Source organism: Microbacterium tumbae (genome assembly GCF_054780175.1).
The window spans coordinates 58,911-78,913 of record NZ_BAAGWV010000001.1 but is presented as its reverse complement, the minus strand read 5'-3'; the positions used below and the strand labels follow the sequence as shown (position 1 = coordinate 78,913).

The window sequence follows — 20,003 nt, the reverse complement described above, 5'->3', positions numbered from 1 at the left end:
ATGACCACCGCCACCTCGGTCACCGACCTGCAGGGACCCCCGCCGCGCCGTCGATCCTTCGGCGCCTGGTTCGCCGACACCGGCTGGCGCCACCTCGTCGCGATCGTCGTCAGCGCCTTCGCGCTGTTCCCGCTGCTCTACGTGCTCTCGGCCTCGCTCAATCCGAACGGGACGCTGACCGGCTCGAACCGGCTGTTCTCCGCGATCGGCGTCGACAGCTACGTGCGCATCCTCACGGATCCGCAGAACCCGTACCCGCTGTGGTTCCTGAACACCCTCGTCATCGCGCTGGTCACAGGTCTGGTGACCGTGTTCATCGGCGCGTGCGCGGCATACGCGTTCTCGCGCATGCGCTTCGCCGGCCGTCGCGTTGGCCTGGTGACGATCGTCGTCGTGCAGATGTTCCCGCAGCTGCTCGCGGTGGTCGCGATCTTCCTGCTCATGTCGACGCTCGGCGACTGGTTCCCCGCGATCGGGCTGAACACGCACACCGGGCTCATCCTCGTGTACCTGGGCGGCGCGCTCGGCGTGAACACCTACCTCATGTACGGCTTCTTCAACACGATCCCGAAGGAGCTCGACGAGGCGGCACGCATCGACGGCGCAGGTCACGCCCGGATCTTCTTCACGATCATCCTGCGCCTGGTCGCTCCGATCCTCGCGGTCGTCGGCCTGCTGTCGTTCATCGGCACCGTCAACGAGTACGTGATCGCCAGCGTCATCCTCATCGACCCCGAGCAGCAGACCCTCGTCGTCGGGCTCACCAAGCTCGTCGCCAACCCGCGCTACGCGGACTGGTCGGCGTTCTCCGCCGGAGCCGTGATGGCGGCGATCCCCGTGATGATCCTGTTCCTCTTCCTGCAGAAGTACATCGTCGGCGGTCTGACCGCCGGCGCGACCAAGGGGTGAGGATGCCGGGGAAACCCGCCCGTCACGCGCGGGCGCTACCCTGAGCATCCCACCTCGGAAGAACGGCGAAGAATGACGACTCCGCTACCGCATCACGACGGCTCTCCCCTGCACGTCTCGAACCAGGCGCCGAGCCTCGGGGAGGTCGTGACCGTACGCCTCCGCGTGCCGGAGGGATACGGTCCGCTCGCCGCGGTCCGCACCCGGTCGAACCCGGATCACGAGCCGGAGTGGACGGATGCCGTCCGCACCGGCGTCGTCGACGGCTGGGAGTGGTGGGAGGCGTCGATCACGGTGCGCAACCCCCGCCACGGCTATCGTTTCGCGCTGCTGCACGCCGACGGCACGGCGGAGTGGCTCAATCAGGCCGGGCTCGGCCGGATCGAGGCCCGTGACGACGACGACTTCGCCCTCCTCGCGCATCCCGCGCCGCCGGACTGGCTCTTCGGCAGCGTGATGTACCAGGTGTTCCCCGACCGCTTCGCCCGCTCTGCGCAGGCGGACGCGCATCCGGCCCCGGAGTGGGCCATCCCGTCGAGGTGGGATGAGCCGGTGGACCCGGTCGTGCCCGCCCGCTCGGCACAGTTCTACGGCGGCGACCTGCCGGGGATCGTGGAGCATCTCGACCACCTCGTGACGCTCGGCGTCGACCTGCTGTACCTGACGCCGGTGTTCCCCGCGGCGTCCAACCACCGCTACGACGCCTCGAGCTTCGACGTGATCGACCCCCTCCTCGGCGGAGACGAGGCGTACGCCCGGCTGATCGCGGAGGCGCACGCCCGCGGCATCCGGGTGATCGGCGATCTCACGAGCAACCACTCCGGGGATCGGCACGAGTGGTTCCTCCGCGCCTACGGGAACCCGGACGCCGTCGAGTCGGGGTTCTACTACTTCACCGACGAGACCAACACCACCTACGAGTCGTGGCTGGGCAACCGTTCCCTCCCGAAGTTCGACTGGTCGAGCGAGCTGCTGCGCGAGCGCTTCATCACGGGCGAGGACTCGATCGTCGCCCGCTGGCTGAAGCCGCCGTACGGCATCGACGGCTGGCGGATCGACGTGGCGAACATGACCGGGCGTCTCGGCGATGTCGATCTGAACGCCGAGGTGCGGCAGCTGCTCGCGCAGACCGTGCGCTCGATCGACCCCGAGGCGATCCTGCTGGGCGAGTCGACGAACGATGCGGCGAGCGACCTGCAGGGCGACGGCTGGCACGGCGCCATGACCTACCCCTCGTTCACGCGGCCGTTGTGGGGCTGGCTGAGCGAGCCGGCCGGTGAGGCGTGGACCGACTGGGACGGCGCCCGGCGCACCGAGCCCTGGTTCTTCACCCAGCCGATCGGCGGCATCCCCCGGTACACGGCCCGCGACTTCGTTGACGCCGTGACGCGGTTCACCTCCGCGATCCCCTGGCGGGTGCGGCTCGGCAACATGCAGCCACTGGACACGCACGACACGGCGCGCTTCGCCACGAACGCCGCGCCGGGCACGATGCCGGTCGCGGTTGGACTGTCGATGACCCTGCCCGGTGTGCCGGTGGTCTTCGCGGGCGACGAGTTCGGGCTGACCGGTGCGGACGGGGAGTCCAGCCGCACGCCGATGCCATGGGGCGCCGAGTCCGAGCCGGCGGTCGCCGAGCTCCTCGGGATCTACCGCGCGCTCATCGCGCTGCGCCGCGGGCACGAGGTGCTCGCCACCGGAGGGCTGCGCTGGCTCCATGTCGACGACGAGACGATCGTGTTCGCGCGGGAGTCCGCCGAGGAGACGGTGCTCGTAGTCGCGACCCGCGGTGGAGCGGATGTGGAGCTCGCGTCCGGCCTCGTGCTCGGAACGGACGTCGCGCGGGAGCTGTACGGCGACGCGACGCTGGCCGTGGCGGAGGACGGCTCCGTGCTGATCACCGCGGAGGGACCGGCTTTCGCCGCCTGGTCGCTGCCCGGCGTCGTCGCGCCCTGACCGCCACGTTCGTCTTCCGCTCGTTGGGCGGGCATGCGCTGTTTGTCCTCGTTCGCGGTTCTTCTCTCGTTCGTTGAGCGAGCACGCCCTTTTCCCCTCCGTTCGTTGAGCGAGCACGCGCAGCGAGCGAGTCGAAACGGATCCCCCCGCCCCAATTTGTGAGGACGCTTGCGTAAAAGGGGTCCCGCCCGAGAGGATTTCGGAGTGACCTCCTCCTTCCCGCTCTCCTCCGGCTGGACCCTGCACCCCCGACGACTCGCCGACGGAGCCCCCGCTCTGCCGGATGAGATCCCGGCGAGCGTCCCCGGTGTCGTGCACACAGACCTGCTCGCGGCGTCCCTCATCGAAGATCCGTATCTGGATCTCAATGAGCAGAAGGACGCCTGGATCGGTCATTCCGACTGGTCCTATCGCACGGTCCTCCCCGCGCCGCCGGCAGGGGAGAGGCGGGATCTCGTCTTCGACGGCCTCGACACGATCGCGACGATCCTCGTCGACGGCGTCGAGATCGGCCGCACCCGCAATCAGCACCGCGCCTACCGCTTCGACGTGACGGGGACGGCCCGCGAGGGCAGTGTCCTGGAAGTGCGCTTCGCCGATGTGTGGGCCTATGCGGAGGCGCTGCGCGACGAGCTCGGCGCCCGCCCGAACGAGTATCCGACCCCCGGGAACTTCGTGCGCAAGATGGCGGCGAACTTCGGCTGGGACTGGGGGCCGCAGCTCGTGACCGCCGGCATCTGGCGCGAGGTCCGGTGGGAGGGGTGGGATGTCGCGCGCTTCGACGAGGTCGTCACCCAGATCACCGTGGACGATGCCACGGGCGTCGTCCAGGTCTCGGCGAGCGTGATCGGCGAGACGGATGCCGCGACCTCCGTGCGGATCGCCGTCGGCGGCGCGGAGGCGTCCGCCGCCGTGGTCGAAGGGCGCGCGGTGCTCGAGGTCCGCGTCGCGGACGCCGAGCTGTGGTGGCCGCGCGGATATGGCGCCCAGACGCTGCACGACCTGGCCGTCGAACTCCGACGGGACGGACGGGTGCTCGACAGCCGGTCCCGTCGCGTCGGATTCCGCAGGATCGAGCTGGACACGAGCCAGGACGAGCACGGCACCGGCTTCACCTTCGTCGTCAACGGCATCCGCACCGTGATCCGCGGCGCGAACTGGATCCCCGAGGACTGCTTCCCGTCGCGCGTGACCCGCGAACGGTACCGCGCACGCCTCGGCGACGCCGTCGAGGCGAACCTGAACCTCATCCGCGTCTGGGGCGGCGGCATCTACGAGTCCGACGATTTCTACGACCTCTGCGACGAGCTCGGGCTCCTGGTCTGGCAGGACTTCCTCTTCGCGTGCGCGGCGTACCCGGAGGAGGAGCCGCTGCGCGGCGAGATCGAAGCCGAGGCGCGCGGCAGCATCGCGCGCCTGAGCGGGCATGCCAGCCTCGCGCTGCTCAACGGGGCGAATGAGAACATCGAGGGCTGGAACGACTGGGGGTGGCAGGCGAAGCTCGACGGGCGCACCTGGGGCCTCGGCTACTACCTCGACCTGCTTCCGAGTCTGGTCGCGGAGCTCGCACCGTGGACGCCGTACTGGGCGAACAGCCCGTACTCCGGGACGATGGACATCCATCCCAACGATCCGGCGCACGGCACGAAGCACATCTGGGACGTCTGGAACCGGGTCGACTACACCGGCTACGCCGCCTCCGTCCCGCGCTTCGCCGCCGAGTACGGTTTCCAGGGGCCGCCGACCTGGTCGACGCTGACCGCCGCGATCCACGACGAGCCGTTGACGCCGGAATCACCGGGGATGCTGCTTCACCAGAAGGCGGCCGACGGGCAGGAGAAGCTCCGCCGCGGGATGGCGCCGCATCTTCCCGAGCCGCGCGACGTCGAGGAATGGCACTATCTGACCCAGCTGAACCAGGCGAGGGCGGTCGCCTTCGGCACCGCGTTCTGGCGCGCGCAGCGCCCGGTCTGCATGGGCACGATCGTCTGGCAGCTGAACGACTGCTGGCCTGTCACCTCGTGGGCGGCCGTCGACGGCTACGGACGGCGCAAGCCGCTCTGGCATGCACTTCGCCGGGTGAACGCGGAGCGCATCGGGGTGTTCGCGGACGCCGGGCGCGCGCTCGTCCTCGTGAACGACTCGCTCCAGGACTGGGAGGGGACGGCGAGCGTGCTCCGCCGTAGGTTCGACGGCTCGGTCGCCGGCGGAGACGAGTTCCCCTTCCACGTCCCCGCGCTGTCCAGTGCGCGCTTCGCGCTCTCGGAGACGGGCGAGGTCGTCCCGCGTGAGGAGGTGCTCGTCGCCGTGGTTCCGGGCATCGAGCGCCCGCTCGTGCACGCTTTCGCCGAGGACCGCGATCTCGCGCTGGAGGATGCGGTGGTCGACGTCGCCGTGGGGGAGTGGTCCGGCGGCTCCCAGTCGGTGACGCTGACGGCGTCGTCGTTCGTGCGCGGGGCCTCGCTGTTCCCTGATCGGGTGGACGCGGCATCCTGGGTCAGTGATCTGGATCTCGACATCTTCCCCGGGGAGCCCGTCACGGTGCGGGTCCACAGCGCTGCTCCGCTCGACGCAGCGGCGCTCGCCGCGACGCTGCGGACGCTGAACCCTCTGGTGTCCGCCGCTTCGCGCTGAGGGGCGCCTCTTCTCGTTCCCCGCCCTCGGCCTGTCTACGGTCGCGTGTCTGGGTCGTTGCGGGTGCGCGTTGACTTGACCGACGACAACCCGGACACGGATGCCGAGACGCTGTCGGGCCCCTCGCGGTATCATGCCACGCATGCTATCTTGTGATGCATGGCAATGGACGTCGGGGCGCAGATGCGCAAGGGAGTGGTCGAGTACTGCGTGCTCGGCCTGCTCTCCCGCGAGCCGATGTACGGCTGGCAGCTCGCCGACGGGCTCACGCAGGCGGGGCTCATCGCGAGCATCGGCACGCTGTACCCCCTGCTGGGCCGGCTCCGCGACAACGGCTGGGTGACGACGTTCGACCAGCCCAGCGAGTCGGGACCGGTCCGCAAGTACTACCGGCTGACGGATGCCGGGATCGCGCAGCTGGCGCAGTTCCGGGCGCACTGGACGCCCTTCGCCCGTGTCGTCACGGGCATCGTGGGAGAGGAATCATCATGATCGAGACCGACGCCGACCGCCTCCGCGCGGACTTCCTGACCAGGCTCGACGACGCCATGCGGACTCTGCCGCACGGGGTCGCCGCCGACATCAGGGCGGGGATCGCCGAGGAGCTGGACGGACTGGACGCCGCGGCGACGGCGGAGCGGATCGCCCGGCTCGGGGATCCGCAGGACATCGCCCGTGAGGCGCAGGACGAGGTGCCCGTCTCTCCGATGGTCGTCGTCGCGCCGCCCGTCGCCGCGGCCTCCGCGCCGAGGCCGCCGGCCGCGAGCACTCGCGGATTCGCGATCGCGGCGGCCCTGACCCTGAGCTTCGGGGGCTTCGTCGTGCCGTTCGCGGGATGGGTCGTCGGCGCGGTGCTGGTGTGCTTCAGCACGCTGTGGCGCAGCGGGGAGAAGGCCGTCGCGATCCTCGTCCCGCTCGTCACGGCGACGATCTCGATCCTGGTATGGAGCTCCTTCACCGTGATCACGACGGTGGAGGAGAGCGGCGAAGGCGTCGCCGGCGGCGCGAACCCCCTGATGCCGGTCTGGTACGACATCCTGTGGTCCGGTGCGCTCCTCATCGGCATCCTCCTCGTCCCGGCATCCGGGCTCTGGCTGCTCTGGCGCCTGCGCGGACGCACGGAGCGCTGAGGAGGACGGCGGAAGGGCATCTCCGCCGCCTCCGCGTCCCGGCGTTGCGTCCCTCGCCATCGTCGTCGCGGTCGTACCGTGGAGGCATGGCTCGTGTGGGAGGACGCAACCTGGCGTTCAGCTGGATCGTCGGCGTCCTCTGCGCGGGGTTCGTCGGCCTGCTGGTGTGGCTCGCCGTTCCGGCGGGGCCCGTGCTGGTCGAGATGGTCGGCGACGGACTGCGTCAGCTGTCGCCCTCGCCCTGAGCTTCCGAAACGTCGGCACGCCTCCGGCGCATGCGCTTCGCCCGGCGATATCCTCGCACTGCACATTTCCTACGAGAGGCGCCCCCATGAGTGACCCCGAGGTTCCCCAGCCCGAGAGGCCGGACGACGTCGATGACGTCGTCGGCAGCGCCAAGGCCGGTCTCGACGCCGCCGCGGCGGCAGGCGCGGACGTGCCGGCCGAGACCTCTGACGCGACCGAGGACGTCGCCGCTCAGGAAGACGCGGCAGCCCTCGCCGCGACCGACGAGGGCGCCGCCGTCGTCGATCCCGACCTCGCCGCCTTCGAGGCCGCGGAGCAGGAGCACCCCGGCACCTTCGGGCCGCCCGATGACATCCCCGCAGCGCGCGACGGCATCGCCGGAACCGTGCCGGCGGACGCCGATGCGGCGGAGCCCGATGTCCTCGCGGCATCCGCGCCGGTGACGAGCGTGTACGACGCGGCCACGGATGCCGAGACGCAGGTCGTCCCGTCCGAGCCCGTCCTCGCCCCGGCCGCCGTGCTCCCGCAGCCCATCTTCGTGCAGGCTCCCGAGCCGCCGCGCGAGCGCGGGAACCGCGGCACCGCCGGGCTCATCGGCCTGCTGGCGACCGTGGTCTTCGCCGTCCTCCTCCTCGGCGTCACCCTCGGCCTCGCAGCCCTCGCCGGCGACGTGACCGGAGAGAACATCGGCGAGGCCGCGCTCGCACCGCTGACCACCTGGGGGTTCTGGACGCCGGTGGTGGTGTTCTTCCTGGGCTTCTGGTTCCTGGGTGCGATCATCAACCGAGGCCGCTGGGGACTGTGGGTCGTGTTCGGCCTCATCGTCGGCGTGATCGCGTACTTCGGATACATCCTCGGCCAGCTTTTCGAGGCGCCGTTCTGGCTCATCACGGCCTCCGAGGGCGCCGAGCTCGTCGGCGAGCAGGTCTATGCGCCGCTGGCCATCGCCGCGTTCGTCCTCGGGCGCGAGCTCACCATCTGGTTCGGCGCATGGGTCGCCCGCAGCGGCGCCCGCAAGACGGAGCTCAACGCAGAGGCGCAGCGCGAATACGAGCGCACCCTCGAAGCGGGACCGACCCTGCCGAGGTGACCACGAGCGGCACAGCTGACGACCCCCGCGGGCCCGAGTCCGCGGGGGTCTCTGCCATCCTGGCGCTGGTGCTGTCGACGGTGGGCCTCTTCGCGCTCGCCGTCTTCGGGCTCGGCCTGCTGAGCCTGGTGACCGATGCCGACATCATCGCCGTCCCCGGGCTTGGCCAGGCTCCCGGCATCGTCGGGATGGCCGCAGCCGTCGCCGTCTTCGCCGGCGTCGAGTGGGCGGCCGTGCGCATCGCCAGGCCGCTGTACCGCTCGGTCTGGGTGACGGGATTCGCGACGGCCCTCGCGCACCTGGCCGTCGTCGCGCTGGGCGCCCTGCTCGCCGCAGGAGGAGACGTGATCACCTCCCTCGCCGTGGCCGGCGACCTCGTCCGCGGCGGCGCGAGCCTCGTCCTGCTCCTGGCCGCCCTCGTCGCCGGCTGGGGAGGGATCGCGCTCCGGCGCACCCGCGCGCGCCGTCCGCACTGGCCGTGGGAGGACGACGAGGAGTGACGTCACGTCGCAAAAACGGGCATCGAGGCGTGTCGCACCGTAACCTGTAGATGTGGAGCGCTCTCTGGAGACGCAGGTCGACCAGGCCGTGGAGGCCTGGCTCCGCTGGGTGCCGCGCTGGGAGCCGGCCACCCACCGGGGACGCGTCGCGCCCTGCCGGAGGTGCCTCGGGTCGCCGATCCTCTCCGCGGTGGGCATCGGCGGCAACGTCCCGCACGGCGTGCAGCACGGCCTGTCGACGCGGATCAAGACGATCGTCGATCACGCCGTCGCCGAGTACACCGCACGGAATCTTCCGATGCTGCAGCGCGAGCTCGACCAGCAGGCGGCGCGCAACCTCGCGCGCAGCTACCGTCCGAGCGAGGATCTCGCCCCGGAGTTCGAGGGCATGCCGCTGGACCCCGACCCTGTGCCGGGCGCGCCCTTCCTCTTCACGATCGCCGGCCTCGCCGACGACGACGCCGAGGAGCTCCCGCCGCTGCCGCCGCTGAGCGACGAGGCCAAGGCGGCGCTCCGGCAGGAGGTGACCCTCGCCGACGAGTACGCGAACATGGTCGGGCGGGAGATCTGCGGCCTGCTGCTGCGGCACCGGCTCTCGGTGCAGGCGGCGATATCACAGTACGTCGAGCCGCAGATCGAGGCTCTGCTGGAGGAGCTGACGCAGTCGCTGGACGCTCCTTTCGATCCCGACGCCCCGTAGCGCGGCCCGGCGCCGGGGCATCCGGGTTCACGATGCAAGCCGTCGCCAGTGCGACGACAGCGCCGTGAAAGCCGACGGGCGGATGCTGAGGACATGACAGACCTCACCTCCGAATGGGCCGTCGAGGCCACCGGGCTCGTGAAGGTGTTCGGCCAGAACCGGGCGGTCGACGGCGTCGACCTCCGGGTCCGCACCGGCACCGTCTACGGAGTGCTCGGACCCAACGGCGCCGGCAAGACGACCACCATCAACATGCTCGCGACGCTCATGCGCCCGGACGGCGGCGCCGGGCGCATCTTCGGCCACGACGTCGTCCGCGAACCGCAGATCGTGCGACAGCTCATCGGCGTGACCGGGCAGTTCGCCTCCGTCGACGAGACCCTCTCCGCTACGGAGAACCTCGTGATCTTCTCTCGTCTGCTCGGCCTGTCGCGCGCCGATGCCAGGGCGAAGAGCAGCGAGCTGCTCGAGCGCTTCGGGCTGGCCGACGCCGCCCGCCGCCCGCTGAAGAACTTCAGCGGTGGGATGCGCCGGCGACTCGACCTCGCCGCGTCGCTCATCGCCCAGCCGCCGCTCATCTTCCTCGACGAGCCCACCACCGGGCTCGACCCCCGCACGCGCGGGCAGATGTGGGACACCATCCGCGAACTGGTCGCGACCGGATCCACGGTGCTGCTGACGACGCAGTATCTCGATGAAGCGGATCAGCTCGCCGACCGGATCGCGGTCATCGACCGAGGGCGCGTCGCGGCCGAGGGGACCGCCGACGAGCTCAAGGCATCGGTCGGCACCTCCAGCCTGCAGCTGCGTCTCGCGGAGGCGGCCGACACCCAGGACGCGCTGCACGCGATCGAGCGGGTGCTCGGCGTCCGGGGGACGCTTTCGCCCGAGGCGTCCCGCATCACCGCCCCGATGGCGGACGCCGACCTGGTGGCCGACCTGCTCATCGCGCTCCGCCAGAGCGGCATCCACGTGACGGAGCTCAGCGTTCAGAAGCCGACGCTCGACGAGGTCTTCCTCACGATCACGGGACACGACGCGGGCGGGAGCGAACAGCAGGAGAACCAGGACGAGAAGGAAGAGGTGCACGCATGAGCGCGGTCGTCGAGGCGCCGCGCCGGATCGTCCCGGCCGTGGAGCGCGATCTCAAGAACCGCACGAGCCTCTCGCAGACGCTGCAGAACACGGTCACGATGGCGTACCGCGGTCTCGTCAAGATCCGGCGCACGCCCGAGCAGCTGTTCGACGTGACGCTGCAGCCGATCATCTTCACGCTGATGTTCACCTATATCTTCGGCGGAGCGATCTCGGGCGACGTCGTGTCCTATCTGCCCACCATCATCCCCGGCATCCTCGTGCAGACCGTCATCACGACCTCGGTGGTCACCGGCACCCAGCTGCGCGAGGACATGGACAAGGGGGTGTTCGACCGGTTCCGCTCCCTGCCGATCGCCCGCATCGCCCCGCTGTCCGGTGCGCTGCTGGCCGACACGGTCCGCTATGCGATCGCGACCGTGCTCACCTTCACGATGGGCTACCTGATGGGGCTGCGCCCGGAGGGGGGCTTCGTCGCCGTCGTCGGCGCTGGGCTGCTGGTGATCGCCTGCTCCTGGGCGATCAGCTGGATCTTCGCCTTCTTCGGTGTCATCGCGCGCACAGCCTCGAGCGTGCAGGGCATCTCGATGCTGGTCCTGTTCCCGCTGACGTTCCTCTCCAACGCCTTCGTGCCGGTGGACACCATGCCCGGATGGCTGCAGTGGTTCGTGAACGTCAACCCCGTCTCGCATCTGGTCACAGCGGTGCGGGAGCTCGTCAACAACGGCGCCTTCACCGGCGACGCCTGGGTCTCGCTGCTCGGCGCGGCCGTGATCGTGCTGATCTTCGCGCCGCTGACCGTGCGCGCCTATATGCGCAAGGCCTGACCGGCTGCGACGGGAACAGGCGGCAGGGGAGGACGCTCCGGACGGGGCGTCCTCCCCTGCCGTCGTCGTGCCGCGGCGTCGTCCGGCGCCGTGTCGTCGTGCCCCCTCTCCGGCGATCAGCCCGCGCGCCCTCGCAGCACCTCGTAGGCCCTGTCGGCGCGTGCGGCGACCGGCAGCGCGGATGCCGCGGCCCGTGCCGACGACACGACGTCGTCGCCGACGATCCCGGCCGCGCGAGCGCGATGCGCCGCGATGTGCAGGCTGGGCAGATCCTGACGGGCGCCGAGCACCTCAGCGAGCGCGAGCGCCTCGATCGCGCGCGCCCGCAGCGGCGGGAGGTCCAGCGCCCACGAGGACCATCCGGCGAGCGCGGCGCCCAGGACCGGTTTGTCGACGAAGTCCGGCCGCATCCGCCGCAGCGCGAGCACCCGGCTCCGAAGGCGACGCGCCCAGCGGGCCATCGCGTCGTCCGGCAGCGTGCGGTCCATAGCGGCCGCGGAGACGAATCCCGCCATCGCGATCACGTACCAGGGCGAGGCCCGCTGGTCCACAGAGTGGAAACGCTCCAGTGCCCGCTCGTAGCCGGCCAGAGCCGTCCGCGGATTGCCTCGGGCGCGCTGAACCTCGGCCAGGCCGAACCATCCGATCGCCCCGAACTCGAGCCCCTCCTGGGTGAGCTCGCCGAGCGAGGCCAGCCGCTCGAACAGGGCGTCCGCCTCGTCGAGACGTCCGAGGGCGATGAGGCTGCCGCCGAGAGTCCAGTCCAACTGGCGGAGCTCCTCCTCCGCACCGAAGTCCTCGAAGCCGCGCCGCGCGCGCTCGAACCAGATCATCGCCTGTGCCGGATCCGCCGACTGGCTCGCCAGCTGCGCAGCGGAGCTGGCCGCCATCGCGGACAGCCAGGACTGCTCAGAACGCTCCGACAGCTCCCAGGCGCGGCGGGAGGAGACGGCCGCCGTCACCGCGTCGCCGTCGTTCTCGGCGAACTGCGCGGTGAGGATCTCGCCGACCAGACGCACCGAGGGATCCTCCGACTCGCGCAGCCCGGCGAGGACGGCGACCATCCGGCCCGGGTCCGAGGACTCGTCGATCACGGCGGTGAGCGCGCGCCAGGGTGGGCTCATCCGCTCCGCATCGCGACGAAGCAGCCTGCGCGTCCGCGCGAGCGCCCGCAGTCCGCGGGGGTCGTCGGCGAGAAGCGCGAAGACGGCGCAGGGGAGCAGCACCGTCGCGAGCGCATCCCCCGGCACCGCCTCATCCGGCATGTCCCTGACGGCGTCGAGGATCGCGGGGACGAAGCCGAAGAGCTCGGTGAACGCGCCCCGTACGATCCAGGACTGCGTGAGCGTCGCGGCGACGAGGACCGCCTCCGCGATCCGACGCGTGTCGAGCGCGTGACGGAGTGCGGCGAGGAGGTTGTCGTGTTCCGCGCGTATCTCGCGGAACACCTCGGCCCGGAGCGGGGCGTAGGGCCCGAACAGGCTCGCCCCCGCCTTGCGCGTGTACGCGCCGGCCCAGCTCAGGACCGCGTCCCAGGCGGCGCTTTCGCCGCCGCCGGCCGCGAGCCGTGCAAGGCCGAACTCGCGCACGGTCTCCAGCATGCGGAAGCGGATGCCGGAGGTGAGCCGGTCGTCCACGACGACCAGCAGCGACTGCGCGACGAGGCGGTCGAGGATATCGTCGGCCTGTGTCGCTCCCAGCACTCCGGCGGCTGTCGTCGCGGAGAACCCGGCCGGCAGCAGCGACAGCGCGGCGAGCGCATGCTGCGCGTCCGGATCGAGCAGGTCCCAGCTCCATTCGATGACGGCCTGCAGGGTGCGGTGCCGTTCGGGGGCTGATCGGTCTGCGCTCGTCAGCAGCGCGAAGCGGTTCTCCAGCCGCGCCTCGATCTGCGCAGCGGTCATGCTTCGCACGCGGGCCGCCGCGAGCTCGATGGCCAGGGGCAGGCCGTCGAGCCGCTCGCACAGCCGGATCACGGATGCCCGATCCAGCACGGCGTCTGGGCGGACGGCGCGAGCGCGATCGAGGAACAGCCGCACGGCAGGGCCCGGCTTCTCATCCGCATCCGCAGCGGTGCCCGTGCTCAGCGCGGAGACGGGGTGCACGATCTCTCCGGCGATGGCGATCGGCGTCCGGCTCGTGGTCAGCACCCTCAGCGTCGGGACGGATGCGAGCATGTCCGCGATCCACTCCGCCACGCCGCCGACGATGTGCTCGCAGTTGTCGAGCACGAGCAGCGCCGGGCGCTCGCTCAGCATCGCCACGACGCGCGAACGGAGATCGGGCTGCAGACGGGCGTCGGCGAGCCGCCCGCCCGCGCGCGCCTCGCTGATGCCGAGGGCGTCGGCGATCGCCGGGGCGAGGTCATCGTCGTCCCGGATGCCTGCGAGCGGGACGACGGCGACGAGGGGCGAGAAGGACGCCGCGGCCACGGACTGCGCGAGTCGGGTCTTGCCGATTCCTCCGACGCCGAGCAGAGTGACCAGGCGCGCCGTGGCCAGCTCGGATGCGATCTCGCGCAGCTCGGTCTCGCGCCCGATCAGAGGGTTCGGCTCGGCGCGGAGTCCGATCCGCGCCTGCGCGGACGGTGCGGACGAGCCGCCGCGCAGGATGCCGGCGTTGAGCGCCGTCGCGGCCGGTCCGGGATCGGAGCCGAGATGCTCGCGCAGACGCTCCCGCAGGGCGGCGAACACCGCCAGGGCCTCCTGCGGGCGATCGTCGGCGGCCAGCGCCGTCATGAGCTGGATGTGCATCGGCTCGTCGTACGGGTGCGAGGCGACCCGGGATGCGAGCGCGACGACGGCCTCGCCGGGCCGACCCAGCGCGATCAGGGAGCGGGCCCGGGACGTCTCCATCCTGTCGCGCAGGGCGGATGCGGTCTCGCTGAGCGCCGTCGCCACCGGTGCGCGGCCGAGGTCGGCGCCGGGCTCGCCGTGCCACAGCGCGAGGGCGTCGTCGAACAGCGCCAGCCGGGCCGGATCCGCCTCGTCGAGCCGTGCGGCCTCAGCATCCAGATCCTGTGCGACCGACAGGTCGGTGTCGACAGCGAGGGCGTAGCCGTCGACCTCGCTGCGGATGAGGTCGGCCGGCGTCGTGAGCGTCGCTCCGGCTGCGGAGCGCAGCCGGGAGACGAGGGTCTGCACCGAGCCGCGGGGATTGCGGGGCGGGTCGTCGCCCCACAGGTCGTCGGCCAGGGCCTCGGCGCCGCGCCTTCCGGGCGCGGCCAGTGCGAGGGAGGCGAGCAGCGCTCGGCTGGTCGCACCGGGGAGGGTCGTCCGCCGTCCGTCGGCCGCGATGATCGCGACCGGGCCGAGCACGGAGACTCTGGTGGCTGGCGCTCTCACTGCGTCAGCATACTGCGGCGTCCCTTGACGCGCCCCGCGTGGCTCGGGGAGCGGCGCGGATACGGCGATCCGCCCGTGGGTTCGCTGTGAACATGCCGTGGCGCTTGAAGGGCACGACGCGCAGTAGCTATCGTTTTTCGATAGATATCAGCCGCTTGTCGATAGGTGTGAAATGCAGCCCCGCGTCACTCTCGTGCTCAAGGCCCTCATCGTCGTGATGGTCGGGCTCCTCCTCGTCGCCCAGGTCGTCATGGTTCCCTCGGTGGCTGCGGGCACGGCCGCGCAGAACCCGGATCTGGCTTTCCTCCGCGTGCCGGGGATCATCGGGGCCGTGCTGTTCCTGGTCCTCGTCCAGATCGTGCTGCTGTGCATCTGGAAGCTGCTCTCCCTCGTGCGCACCGATGAGATCTTCAGCCCTCGAGCCTTCCGGTACGTGGACATCATCATGGCCGTCCTGATCGCCGCGGCCGTCCTCATCGCGGCCTCGCTCGTCGTCATCTACAGCGCGCGGGCGGTCAATCCCGGCATCCTCCTCCTCGGCGTGCTCGGCATCGTCGTCGGCGTCGCGCTCGCGCTCCTCGTCGCGGTGCTGCGGGGGCTGCTCCGCAAGGCCCTGCAGCTCGAGCAGGACCTGTCCGAGGTGGTCTGATGCCGATCGTCATCGACCTCGATGTGCAGCTGGCCCTCAAGAAGATGAGCGTCCAGGAGTTCGCCGACGCCATCGGCATCACGCCGGCGAACGTCGCCGTGCTCAAGAACGGGCGCGCCAAGGCGGTGCGCTTCACGACGCTGGACGCCATCTGCCGAGTGCTGGAGTGCCAGCCGGGCGACATCCTGCGCTGGACCGCCGAGGAGGACGAGAAGTGAACACGGTGACGGCCTGGGGCGAGGACATTGCCAGGCGCCTCCTCGACGAGACGCTCTGCCCGGTGTGCGCGAGCGCACGGCTGGTCGACGGATGCTGCTCCTTCTGCGGCGCCGACCTGCGGGGCGAGCCGGGCGACCGCGTGTGGAGCGCCTCCGAGGAGGCGGCCAGGGCGCTGCGGGCGCGGGATGCGATGCTGCGCGGCGTCCCGCGGGTCACGCTGCCGCCGCTGGTCGCGTCGCCGCCCGCACCGGTGGCACCGGCTCCTCCCCGGCCGGCCCCCGCTCGCCCGGCGCCAGAGGACAGCACCTCGCTGCAGTCGGTGCTCGCCGTCGCGGGCGCGGGGCTCTTCGGCATCGCGGCGGTCGTGTTCACCTTCCTCAACCCCGATCTGACCGACCGTGCGCTGCGCAGCGGGATCGTGGCGCTCATCACCCTCGTCTTCCTCGCGGCATCGCTTCTGCTCGCCCGGCGGGGACTGCGGTTCTCCGCCGAGGCGATCGGCGCGCTCGGGCTCGTCTTCGTCGGCATCGACGTGTGGGCGTTCGCCCAGCTCGGCGGCTCCCCTCAGGACACCTGGCTGCTCGCCGCTCTCGCGGCGGGCGTCGCCGGCGCGGTGCTGACGGCGGGCGGGATGCGCGCACGCATCCGCTCGTGGAGATGGGGCGGCATCATCGCCCTGTCCGCGGTGCCCGCGATGACCGGATACGCGGCCGGCGATCCGCTCGGGGCCGCGATCGGGCACCTCGGCACGGCCTTCCTCGCGGCTGCGCTGCTCGGCGGGGTGAAGGGACTCGGCCCCTTCGACCGGCGGACGCTGACCGCCCTGCAGCTCGCCGCCGTGCTCTCCGCTCCCGTCATCGCTCTGGTGCAGGTGCTGGACGATCCACATCCGGCGCGCGGGTTCGCGGCGCTGGCCCTCGTCTTCGCCTTCGCCGCCGTGAACGCGGCGCTCACGGCGCGGCACGCGCTGCCCGGGCTCTGGAGCTTCCTCGCGGGCGGCGCCGCCGTCAGCGCGATCGTCTTCGCCGGGCACGCCGTCGAGGTGGCCTCCGTCCAGACCGCCTGGTGGCCGGCGGTGATCGCGACGGTCGCGGCCTGCGCCTTCGGGGCGATCGCCCTGGCGCCGGCGCCGGGGACGGTGCGCCGGGTTCCGCTGGCGATCGGCGCCCTGGTGCTCCCCGCGCTGATCGCCGCCGTCCCCCTGCTGTTCGCGATCACCTCGGGTCTGGGGGCTCTCGGAGGGCTCGCCGCCGACCGGCCGCCCTCGAGCGAGCCGGAACGCGTGGCGTGGCCCTTCCTCGTGGCGCTGGTCGGCATCGCGGTCGTCCTCGTGGCGTTCGGCCGCCTGGCGGTGCGGCGCGCTGAGCTGCGCGTCCTCGCGCTGGCGACGGATGCGGTCGCGGTCCTCGCCGCGGCGGCCGCCCTCTTCGCGTTCGCGTGCCTGCCGCTGCTCCCGCTCGCCGTGCGCGTCGACGCCGCGCTCGTGCTGACCGTCCTCGCGGCGGAGATCGTGCGCAGGACCGGCGCCGCCGGCACCAGGGTGACGGGATCGCTCACGGCCATGACCGTGCTCGTCGCGGTGCACGGGCTGCTCCTCGCCATCGCCGCGATCTCCTGGACGGATCCGGTGCTGGCGCCGTTGGCGGGGATCGGCGTCCTCGCGGTTCTGGCCGTGATCGCCGCCGCGACGCCCAGGGCGGCCCGCTTCGTCCATGCCGGGGCGGGCTTCGGCTACGCGCTGGTCTGCGTCGGCGCCGCGCTCGGGTCCACGGCGCTGAGCCCGGTCGCGGTGCAGTGCCTGACCACCTCCGCGGGTCTCGTCACGGCGATCGCCGCGACGTTCCTCCGGTGGATAGGCCCCCGCACCTGGTACGCCGTGCTCGCGGTGACCGCCGTCCCGTTCGTGATCGGCATCGCGCAGGTCCTGGTCGAGCGCAGCGGATGGACCGCGCTCTCCACGGCGCTCGTGTTCGCGCTGTGCCTCGCACTGCTGCTGACGCGCAGACCCGGCCTCACCGCGACGCTGCGCATCGGAGCGTCGGCGCTGCTCGTCCCCGCTCTCGCCGTGGTCGTGCTGTGCCTCGGCGCTCAGCTGCTCGCCACGAGCGGGTCTCCGGTCGTCCTGCCCGTCATCGCCGTCGTGGTGGCTGCCGCCCTGTCGGCGGGGGAGCCGATCGCCCGCGGGCTGCTCCGCGCCGGGCGCGACCGGCGCACGGCGGACGGAGCGCGGATCGCGATCGAGGCGTCCGCTCTGCTCACCGGGGCGATCGCCGTGGCCCTCGCCCTGGTACGCGAAGCCGCCGGACCGGTCACGACGATGATCGTGCTCGTGATCCTCGGTGCGGGCGGTGTCGTCACAGCGCTCGCCGCCCATCGCCGGTACGGCTGGTGGCTGGCGGGAGCGGCCTTCACCGGAGCCCTCTGGTGCGTGTGGGGCGTCGCGGGCGTGACGCTCCTCGAGGCGCATCTGCTGCCCCCGGCCATCGGCGCGGCGCTCGTCGGCGCCGTGCTCGTGCTCCGCGGTGCTCCGGCTGTGCCGCTGTACGCCACAGGCCTGGGGATCGCCGTCCTGCCCTCGCTGTTCCTCTCGGTCTCCGAGATGGACGCCCCCGGCGCCGGACCGTGGCGTCCGCTCGCGCTGCTCGCCGGCGCCTGGCTGCTCGTCGGCCTCGGCGCGCTGTGCGGGCGGAGCACCGTGGCCCGGCCGCTGCGGATCCCCGCCTTCGTCTCGGCCGGGGTCGCGGCGGCGGCGGGGCCGGTGCTCGGCCTCCGGATGGGGCTCGGATCGCTCGGCCCGGATGCGCATTCGCTGGTGCTGTTCGCGCTCTGCGCCGGTGCGGGACTCGTCTCGGCGGGGGCGCTGGCGCTCGCGGCGGCCGGCATCCGGGAGGCGGCTCCCGATGGGCACAGGGTCCGCTCGTCGCGCTGGACGGCGGCTCCCGCCTTCTTCGCGCTCGTCCTGTCCTGCTGGACCGCGATCGAGCGGGACTGGGGATCCATCTGGGCGATGTGGGCTCTGACGATCGTGCTGCTCATCGTGATGCTCGTCGCCGCCGTGCGCGGGGGGAGCACTCTCCTCCCCCCGGTGTGGTTCCTGTTCGCCCTCGCCTTCGTGACGGCCGTCGTGGCGTGGAGCCCGCGCGATCTCCGCGTGGAGTGGTTCTCGCTGCCGCTCGGCGCCTTCCTCGTCGCCGCAGGCGTCGCGGGGCTGCGCCGCAGATCCGCGGCGAGGACGAACGCGCCGGCGGCGTTCGACGAATGGCCGGCCGGGGTCGCCGGGTCGTGGCCGCTGCTCGCGCCGGGGATCGTCGTGACGATGAGCGCCTCGGTCGTGGCGACCTTCACCGATCCGCTGACCTGGCGCGCCGTCCTCGTGATGGTGCTCGCGCTTCTGGCGATCCTGATCGGTGCGATCAGGCGTCTCGCCGCCCCGTTCGTGCTGGGGCTCATCGTCCTCCCGGTCGAGAACGTGTTCGTCTTCACCGTGCAGATCGGGCGCGGCATCGCGTCGATGCCCTGGTGGATCACGCTCGCCGTCGTCGGCGCGGTGCTGCTGATCCTCGCGGTCACCTACGAGCGCAGGGGCGGCGCGGTCGGCGCCAGGATGGGGGACCTTCGCTGAGGGCGTACGGCGGACGTCGTGCTCATTTGACCGCTTGCGTTACGCGGCATTACACTTGATCAGGTGTGTGCACGTCTCGGCGTGCCCGCGCACGGGCGCCGGTCCGACACCGGTCCGCCCCCACGGCATACCCATCACACCAAAAGCACGTCGGATCCGGCGTGCCGGTGGGTCATGATGTGAAATCCATCGCGCTGTCACCGTGCAGCACAACAAGGAGAGAACGTGCCAACCATTCAGCAGTTGGTTCGCAAGGGTCGCTCGCCCAAGGTCTCGAAGACCAAGGCGCCCGCCCTGAAGTCGAACCCGCAGCAGGCCGGGGTCTGCACCCGCGTCTACACCACCACCCCGAAGAAGCCGAACTCGGCGATGCGCAAGGTCGCCCGCGTGAAGCTGCGCAACGGCACCGAGGTCACCGCCTACATCCCCGGCGAGGGCCACAACCTGCAGGAGCACTCCCTGGTGCTCGTCCGCGGCGGTCGTGTGAAGGACCTCCCCGGCGTGCGCTACAAGATCGTCCGCGGCGCCCTGGACACCCAGGCCGTCAAGAACCGTAAGCAGGCTCGTTCCCGCTACGGCGCGAAGAAGGGTTGAGTTAGATGCCTCGTAAGGGTCCAGCCCCCAAGCGCCCCGTCGTCAACGACCCGGTATACGGCGCTCCGATCGTCACCTCGCTGGTGAACAAGATCCTCGTCGACGGCAAGAAGTCGCTCGCCGAGTCGATCGTCTACGGCGCCCTCGCCGGCGTCGAGGCCAAGAACGGCCAGGACGCCGTCGCCACGCTCAAGAAGGCGCTCGACAACGTCCGCCCCACCCTCGAGGTCCGCAGCCGCCGCGTCGGCGGTTCGACCTACCAGGTGCCGGTCGAGGTCAAGCCGCACCGTGCGAACACGCTCGCGCTGCGCTGGCTCGTCAGCTACGCCAAGGGCCGTCGCGAGAAGACCATGACCGAGCGCCTCCAGAACGAGATCCTGGACGCCTCGAACGGTCTGGGCGCCGCGGTCAAGCGCCGCGAGGACACGCACAAGATGGCCGAGTCGAACCGCGCGTTCGCTCACTACCGCTGGTAACAGCCTCGCCCG

At 71.5% G+C, this 20,003-nt stretch carries 17 protein-coding genes; 16 read left to right on the top strand and 1 reads right to left on the bottom strand.

Annotated features, from left to right (window positions below):
* The 11 genes from ACYVGQ_RS00410 (at position 1) to ACYVGQ_RS00360 (ending at position 11,087) form a co-directional block, all read left to right on the top strand.
* Complete coding sequence (locus ACYVGQ_RS00410) at positions 1 to 909, top strand: sugar ABC transporter permease (RefSeq protein WP_460782505.1); 909 nt, start codon at positions 1 to 3, stop codon at positions 907 to 909.
* Between the two features lie 72 nt (positions 910 to 981).
* A complete protein-coding gene (locus ACYVGQ_RS00405; protein WP_460782504.1) occupies positions 982 to 2,865 on the top strand; it encodes a glycoside hydrolase family 13 protein in 1,884 nt (627 codons plus the stop codon).
* Positions 2,866 to 3,069: 204 nt separating this feature from the next.
* On the top strand, positions 3,070 to 5,499 hold the full coding sequence (locus ACYVGQ_RS00400) for a glycoside hydrolase family 2 protein (protein WP_460782503.1): 2,430 nt from the start codon (positions 3,070 to 3,072) through the stop codon (positions 5,497 to 5,499).
* A 159-nt stretch (positions 5,500 to 5,658) separates the two neighbouring features.
* Complete coding sequence (locus ACYVGQ_RS00395; protein ID WP_460782502.1) at positions 5,659 to 5,991, top strand: PadR family transcriptional regulator; 333 nt, start codon at positions 5,659 to 5,661, stop codon at positions 5,989 to 5,991.
* Positions 5,988 to 6,629, top strand: a complete 642-nt coding sequence (locus ACYVGQ_RS00390; RefSeq protein ID WP_460782501.1) for an HAAS signaling domain-containing protein — start codon at positions 5,988 to 5,990, stop codon at positions 6,627 to 6,629. The genes ACYVGQ_RS00395 and ACYVGQ_RS00390 overlap by 4 nt, the downstream gene beginning before the upstream one ends.
* Positions 6,630 to 6,715: 86 nt before the next feature.
* Complete coding sequence (locus tag ACYVGQ_RS00385) at positions 6,716 to 6,874, top strand: hypothetical protein (protein ID WP_460782500.1); 159 nt, start codon at positions 6,716 to 6,718, stop codon at positions 6,872 to 6,874.
* An 86-nt stretch (positions 6,875 to 6,960) separates the two neighbouring features.
* The gene (locus ACYVGQ_RS00380) at positions 6,961 to 7,965 is read left to right on the top strand and encodes an ABC transporter (protein WP_460782499.1); all 1,005 of its coding nucleotides are present in this window, start codon (positions 6,961 to 6,963) and stop codon (positions 7,963 to 7,965) included.
* The gene (locus tag ACYVGQ_RS00375; protein ID WP_460782498.1) at positions 7,962 to 8,465 is read left to right on the top strand and encodes a hypothetical protein; all 504 of its coding nucleotides are present in this window, start codon (positions 7,962 to 7,964) and stop codon (positions 8,463 to 8,465) included. The genes ACYVGQ_RS00380 and ACYVGQ_RS00375 overlap by 4 nt, the downstream gene beginning before the upstream one ends.
* Before the next feature lie 52 nt (positions 8,466 to 8,517).
* Positions 8,518 to 9,165, top strand: a complete 648-nt coding sequence (locus tag ACYVGQ_RS00370; protein WP_460782497.1) for a spermidine/putrescine ABC transporter substrate-binding protein — start codon at positions 8,518 to 8,520, stop codon at positions 9,163 to 9,165.
* Between the two features lie 93 nt (positions 9,166 to 9,258).
* Positions 9,259 to 10,260 (top strand): ATP-binding cassette domain-containing protein, encoded by a 1,002-nt coding sequence (locus ACYVGQ_RS00365; RefSeq protein WP_460782496.1) that lies wholly within the window; start codon positions 9,259 to 9,261, stop codon positions 10,258 to 10,260.
* The gene (locus ACYVGQ_RS00360) at positions 10,257 to 11,087 is read left to right on the top strand and encodes an ABC transporter permease (RefSeq protein ID WP_460782495.1); all 831 of its coding nucleotides are present in this window, start codon (positions 10,257 to 10,259) and stop codon (positions 11,085 to 11,087) included. Before ACYVGQ_RS00365 ends, ACYVGQ_RS00360 begins: the two co-directional genes overlap by 4 nt.
* Before the next feature lie 116 nt (positions 11,088 to 11,203).
* Here the strand turns inward: ACYVGQ_RS00360 and ACYVGQ_RS00355 are convergent, their stop codons facing one another.
* Complete coding sequence (locus ACYVGQ_RS00355) at positions 11,204 to 14,431, bottom strand: ATP-binding protein (RefSeq protein ID WP_460782494.1); 3,228 nt, start codon at positions 14,429 to 14,431, stop codon at positions 11,204 to 11,206.
* A 172-nt stretch (positions 14,432 to 14,603) separates the two neighbouring features.
* Between ACYVGQ_RS00355 and ACYVGQ_RS00350 the strand changes: the two genes are divergently transcribed.
* From ACYVGQ_RS00350 to rpsG, 5 genes are all read left to right on the top strand, one after another.
* Complete coding sequence (locus ACYVGQ_RS00350) at positions 14,604 to 15,080, top strand: DUF2975 domain-containing protein (RefSeq protein WP_460782493.1); 477 nt, start codon at positions 14,604 to 14,606, stop codon at positions 15,078 to 15,080.
* A complete protein-coding gene (locus ACYVGQ_RS00345; protein ID WP_460782492.1) occupies positions 15,080 to 15,298 on the top strand; it encodes a helix-turn-helix domain-containing protein in 219 nt (72 codons plus the stop codon). The genes ACYVGQ_RS00350 and ACYVGQ_RS00345 overlap by 1 nt, the downstream gene beginning before the upstream one ends.
* Positions 15,295 to 18,921 (top strand): SCO7613 C-terminal domain-containing membrane protein, encoded by a 3,627-nt coding sequence (locus ACYVGQ_RS00340; RefSeq protein ID WP_460782491.1) that lies wholly within the window; start codon positions 15,295 to 15,297, stop codon positions 18,919 to 18,921. The genes ACYVGQ_RS00345 and ACYVGQ_RS00340 overlap by 4 nt, the downstream gene beginning before the upstream one ends.
* Positions 18,922 to 19,146: 225 nt before the next feature.
* The gene (gene rpsL, locus ACYVGQ_RS00335) at positions 19,147 to 19,515 is read left to right on the top strand and encodes a 30S ribosomal protein S12 (protein ID WP_013584051.1); all 369 of its coding nucleotides are present in this window, start codon (positions 19,147 to 19,149) and stop codon (positions 19,513 to 19,515) included.
* A 5-nt stretch (positions 19,516 to 19,520) separates the two neighbouring features.
* Entirely contained in the window at positions 19,521 to 19,991 is a 471-nt protein-coding gene (gene rpsG, locus ACYVGQ_RS00330) for a 30S ribosomal protein S7 (protein WP_337316294.1), read from the top strand.
* Positions 19,992 to 20,003: the final 12 nt, after the last annotated feature.

Bases quoted from the DNA above. Each gene is read 5' to 3' on its own strand.
- ACYVGQ_RS00410 (WP_460782505.1), top strand. From the start codon at position 1: ATGACCACCGCCACCTCGGTCACCGACCTGCAGGGACCCCCGCCGCGC.
- rpsG (WP_337316294.1), top strand. From the start codon at position 19,521: ATGCCTCGTAAGGGTCCAGCCCCCAAGCGCCCCGTCGTCAACGACCCG.
- ACYVGQ_RS00360 (WP_460782495.1), top strand. From the start codon at position 10,257: ATGAGCGCGGTCGTCGAGGCGCCGCGCCGGATCGTCCCGGCCGTGGAG.
- ACYVGQ_RS00385 (WP_460782500.1), top strand. From the start codon at position 6,716: ATGGCTCGTGTGGGAGGACGCAACCTGGCGTTCAGCTGGATCGTCGGC.
- ACYVGQ_RS00350 (WP_460782493.1), top strand. From the start codon at position 14,604: ATGCAGCCCCGCGTCACTCTCGTGCTCAAGGCCCTCATCGTCGTGATG.
- ACYVGQ_RS00380 (WP_460782499.1), top strand. From the start codon at position 6,961: ATGAGTGACCCCGAGGTTCCCCAGCCCGAGAGGCCGGACGACGTCGAT.
- ACYVGQ_RS00405 (WP_460782504.1), top strand. From the start codon at position 982: ATGACGACTCCGCTACCGCATCACGACGGCTCTCCCCTGCACGTCTCG.
- ACYVGQ_RS00395 (WP_460782502.1), top strand. From the start codon at position 5,659: ATGGCAATGGACGTCGGGGCGCAGATGCGCAAGGGAGTGGTCGAGTAC.
- ACYVGQ_RS00390 (WP_460782501.1), top strand. From the start codon at position 5,988: ATGATCGAGACCGACGCCGACCGCCTCCGCGCGGACTTCCTGACCAGG.
- ACYVGQ_RS00345 (WP_460782492.1), top strand. From the start codon at position 15,080: ATGCCGATCGTCATCGACCTCGATGTGCAGCTGGCCCTCAAGAAGATG.
- ACYVGQ_RS00365 (WP_460782496.1), top strand. From the start codon at position 9,259: ATGACAGACCTCACCTCCGAATGGGCCGTCGAGGCCACCGGGCTCGTG.